A 4,444-nucleotide genomic window follows, 5' to 3' on the forward strand; every position below is an offset into this window, starting at 1 on the left:
TTGGTATCCCGATAGCAGCCGGCGCCCTCTATCCGGCGTATGGGCTGGTTCTCTCGCCGATGATCGCCGCCCTAGCGATGAGTTTTTCATCGGCCAGTGTGGTCGGAAATGCACTGCGCCTCAGGAAGGCAGAAACGGACACACAGACTTCCTGAGTTTTCAAGCTGAGCATGACCTTGCAGCCATTCGTGTGGTGAAGGACTACACACCACTCACTTGGTCGCGAATGTACCCGGTGCACCCTGCCATCCATCGTATCAAGGCGCTTTCGTCGGCAATGGGCGTGGAATGATGCGGGGCTTCACGCTCCCAGCCTGCGGCCATCGCAAAGTGAAATTTCTTGAGATCCAGACTGGGTTCTGAATTGGTCGGTTCCGGAGCCAACCAGGGGGCCAGCTTGGCTGCTGGTATCCAGGGGGCCTGATCACCGGGCTGATTCAGTGGAGCGGTATCGTCATCACCTTTGTCAATGTTCCAGTGGGGTTGAGCATGCAGACGTGCCGCCTCCCTTGGGTCCCACTCGGCTCTGAAACGTAACGCAGAAGCGTTCGGTGCTGGTCCGGTATAGAGCTTGAGACTGACATGGGTCAGGTAATGCATTCCTGCATCCCAACTGTAGTCAACTGCAACTTCCAGGAAGACGCCATCCTGTCCCTTGGGCTCTCTGATGACCAGCAATGGCATTCGGCCATCGTCATCACGGGTGATCAATGGCTTGCATGCAATCCGCAGGCTCGGTCCCCGTGGGGTTGAGACTGGATGCGCATAGGGGGTCTGGACCCCCAACTGATTGCCGACTGCAATGGCCATCTGGCGCCCAAGGGCTTCTATCTTTGCGACAGGAAAACCCGGCAACGCGTTTGCTGATGCAAGCTTTTGTCTGTCACGGCGTCGGCTCATTTTGTTGTCGTAGCGGAGATGGAAAACAAATCCTCGGTCAGTCGATCTCGAAGCTCTTTGCTGTAGGACTCCCCGCGACTGATGGCCACCCCGATCAGCGCGAGTGCATCGATTTGCTCACTTAGGGCTTCATTTTTGAGGTCGACGAATGGCATTTTGCTCATATAGCGCGCAGAGAGATTGAACTGACCGCCTGCCAGATTGTTCGATATCGCGGCGATCAGTCGCGACACCGTTGCGGAACTGAGTACCGCAACAGCCGCCAACCCCGTTTTTTCGTTGATAACGGTGCTACCGCTGGGAGTCCAGGCATAGCCTTGGACAACCACATATTCACCCGTGGCATCCCAGGCGAACGATCCCGCATTTCCGAAGTAGGTCGACACGATCTTGGGCGTGAATCGCTCATGCACGGCTCGCTTACGCGTCAAGTGCCACCAGGAGGCCTCATCGATACCGGTACGGCGTCGGAGTGCCGACTTGTTGGGCTCCAGATACTCACGCACATAATGGGGAAGCAGCTCGAACAGTTTCTCTTCCGAATCCAGTACGGGGATGGACGCTCCGTAAGGATAGAAAACCCAGTGCCCATCATGAATACGACCATCGCGAATGGACGCGTTAATGATGGCTTTTCGGAAGAATTTACGCTCTGTGCGTGGAAGCCGCTTGAACTCGTCATCGTCCAGCACAAAGGCTTCGTTCAGGCCGGTGATCGTCCCTTGGTTGATCGAATACTGAGAAGACAGCCGGGGTAAAGGCTTGTACTGACGAAGTAGTTTCGTAGACGCAAGCGGACGTGGAGCCCAGCCCGACGTCCCTTCGCAGACTTCGGAGTAAATGCTGTAATCCCCATGATCAATCTCGATCAGGCCATCACTGGGCGTCCAGTCCAGACTGCGCAAGGTCCGTAGGGCGCGATCCGATGCGCCGCTGGTGTGGTCTGCCCAAACCATCAAGGTTGGACAGGGAGACTCACTGACTTCGGCCTGCCGACGCCCTACATAGAGGGAGGCATCAACGGTTGCCTGATCGAAAATCGATTGATTTCCCAGACGCACGACCACTTGCTTGAACGCCAGGGCGTCAAGGCGTTCTCGCAAAGGTTCGGCTGACTTTCCATCAAGCAGGGAGGCAGGCAAGACGGCTCCCATCATGCCCTGCGGGGCAAGACTCTCGACACCTTTGGTCAAGAAGGCAAACGCGAGATCCGGCCGAGACTGGGCAAGTGTTCCCAAGGACTCGGTGAGCAACGCTCTGGCCGACACCGAAAGCGAACGCCATGATGCGTAAGGTGGGTTCATCAAGCGTAACCGCTCACTGAGCGGCGCTCTTCCCCCGCCCGGCCTCACGCGGAAGAATCCTCCTCCTATTCAATCAGGAGGAACGCGAAGTGACCAGCGCGACGACAAGCAACAACAAGCGGCAGCGGCGTAGCCGCGAGGCGTGGGGCGAGGTGCTGACGCGCTTCGCCGCCAGTGGCCTGGAGATCGAGGCGTTTTGCGCCCACGAAGGCCTCAGCGTATCGAGCTTCAGGCGGTGGCGGAGCCTGCTGGCGGATGACGTCTCCCGCGGCGTAGAGCTGCCCCCGCCGGGCGCGCCGCAAACCGGCTTTGTCGACGCGGGCCTGCTCGGCGCTGGAGGTCGCCTCGAACTGCGGCTCGATCTGGGCGCAGGGGTGATCCTCCACCTGTCGCGCGGCTGATGTTCTTCCCCGAAGGCGCCGTCCGGGTCCATGTGTATGGCCAGCCGGTCGACATGCGCAAATCCTTCGATGGCCTCTACGCGCTCACCCGCCACGCGCTCGGGTGCGATCCGCTCTCGGGCGAGCTGTTCGTGTTCATCAACCGGCGCGGCACGCAGATGAAGGTGCTGTACTGGGACCGCACCGGATTCTGTGTGTGGGCCAAGCGCCTCGAAGAGGGGCGCTTCGTGTCCAACTGGGCGCACATCGCCACGCGCCAGATGGACTGGACCGGGCTCAAGCTGCTCCTCGAAGGCATCGAGCCCGCCCGCTACAAACGCCGCTACAAACGGCCCGAGACTGCCTTGAAACCCGCATGAATGCTGGGGCTTACGGTAAAATACGGGCCATGCCGCGCCCGCATCCCACCCCCGTTCCGACCCCCGCCGAAGCCGCCCAGTGGGCGCCCGAGCGCGTCGTCGAACTGGCCCAGGCGCATGCGGCGCTGCAACGCGAAGTGCAGACCATCCAACACCAGCTCGAGTGGTTCCGGCGCCAGCTCTTCGGCCAGAAGAGCGAGAAGCGCCCGCTGGCCCCGCACCCGGCGCAGATGCACCTGGGCGAACTCCCCATCCCCGATGCACCGCCCGAGCCCCCCGGCAAGCCGGTGGCCGGCCACACGCGGCGTACGCCACGCACCGATTTCGCCCAGGACAAGAACGACGCCACGCTGTTCTTCGACGAAGCCCGCGTGCCCGTCGAGACCATCACCCTGGCCAACCCGGAGCTCGAGGGCCTCTCGCCTGACCAGTACGAGGTGATCGGCGAGAAGGTCAGCCATCGCCTCGCGCAGCGCCCGGGCAGCTACGTGATCCTCAAGTACGTGCGCCCGCTCATCAAGCGCGGCGACACGCAGACGCTCCACTGCCCGGCGGCCCCGGCGGGGGTGATCGACGGGTGCCGCGCCGACGTGAGCTTCCTCGTCGGCCTGCTGCTCGACAAGTTCGCCTGGCACCTGCCGCTGTACCGCCAGCACCAGCGCCTCCTTGATGCCGGCATCACGGTCAGCCGCGCCTGGCTCACCCAACTGGCCGCGCAGGCCGCCGCGCTGCTCGAGCCGATCTACGCGGCCCAGCTGGCCTCGATCCGCACAAGCCGCGTCAAGGCCATGGACGAGACCCCGATCAAGGCCGGCCGCGCCGGCCCGGGCAAGATGAAGGGCTGCTACTTCTGGCCGGTCTATGGCGAGCTCGACGAGATCTGCTTCCCCTTCTTCGAGAGCCGTGCGCACAGCAACGTCGAGAAGGTGCTCGGGCTCACCCCGGTCGAGGGCGGCGTGCTGCTCTCCGATGGCTATGGCGCCTACGAGGCCTATGCCGGCAAGACCGGGCTCACCCACGCGCAGTGCTGGACGCACTGCCGACGGGAGTTCATCAACGCCGAAGCGGCCGAGCCCGACCTGGCGTCCAAGGCGCTCGACTATATCGGCGCGCTCTACGCGGTCGAGGCGAAGCTCCGCGAGGCCAGGCTCAAGGGGGACGCGAGGCGCGAGTACCGGCTCGATCACGCGCGGCCGATCGTCGAGGCGTTCTTCGGCTGGGTGAAGGAGCATCTGGCGGCCCAGGGGCTCCTGCCCAGCAGCCCGCTGACCAAGGCGCTCGCCTACGCCCACAAGCGACGTGCAGCGCTGGAAGTGTTTCTGGCCGACCCGGATGTGCCGATCGACACCAATCACCTCGAACGGGCGCTACGGCCGATTCCGATGGGTCGGAATTATGTTCAGTCCGCGATTATGCTGAGTCGCCGGCAGAGCGGCCTGAAACGCGAGTGGCCAGCACATCCGCAGGCTCCGGTGGCGGA

The 4,444-nt window shown here is 62.6% G+C and carries 5 protein-coding genes; 3 read left to right on the plus strand and 2 right to left on the minus strand.

Annotation, left to right across the window (positions count from 1 at the left end; all coding sequences use genetic code 11):
* Positions 1–201 precede the first annotated feature (201 nt).
* Both ZRA01_RS19895 and ZRA01_RS19900 read right to left on the minus strand, forming a co-directional pair.
* Positions 202–900, minus strand: coding sequence for a hypothetical protein (locus tag ZRA01_RS19895; RefSeq protein WP_141355111.1), 699 nt, complete (start codon positions 898–900; stop codon positions 202–204).
* Positions 897–2,204 carry an Eco57I restriction-modification methylase domain-containing protein gene (locus ZRA01_RS19900; RefSeq protein ID WP_141355112.1) on the minus strand — a complete coding sequence of 436 codons (1,308 nt, stop codon included), beginning with the start codon at positions 2,202–2,204 and terminating at the stop codon, positions 897–899. The genes ZRA01_RS19895 and ZRA01_RS19900 overlap by 4 nt, the downstream gene beginning before the upstream one ends.
* A gap of 89 nt (positions 2,205–2,293) precedes the next feature.
* Here ZRA01_RS19900 and tnpA point away from each other — a divergent pair, with 89 nt between their 5' ends.
* The 3 genes from tnpA to tnpC form a co-directional block, all read left to right on the plus strand.
* On the plus strand, positions 2,294–2,605 hold the full coding sequence (gene tnpA, locus ZRA01_RS19905) for an IS66 family insertion sequence element accessory protein TnpA (protein WP_141355113.1): 312 nt from the start codon (positions 2,294–2,296) through the stop codon (positions 2,603–2,605).
* Positions 2,605–2,964, plus strand: coding sequence for an IS66 family insertion sequence element accessory protein TnpB (gene tnpB / locus ZRA01_RS19910; protein ID WP_141355114.1), 360 nt, complete (start codon positions 2,605–2,607; stop codon positions 2,962–2,964). The genes tnpA and tnpB overlap by 1 nt, the downstream gene beginning before the upstream one ends.
* Before the next feature lie 29 nt (positions 2,965–2,993).
* Positions 2,994–4,444 (plus strand): IS66 family transposase (gene tnpC, locus ZRA01_RS19915; protein WP_246093789.1); only part of this gene is annotated, 1,451 nt, incomplete at its 3' end.

Source organism: Zoogloea ramigera (genome assembly GCF_006539865.1).
Classification (GTDB): Bacteria; Pseudomonadota; Gammaproteobacteria; order Burkholderiales; family Rhodocyclaceae; genus Zoogloea; species Zoogloea ramigera.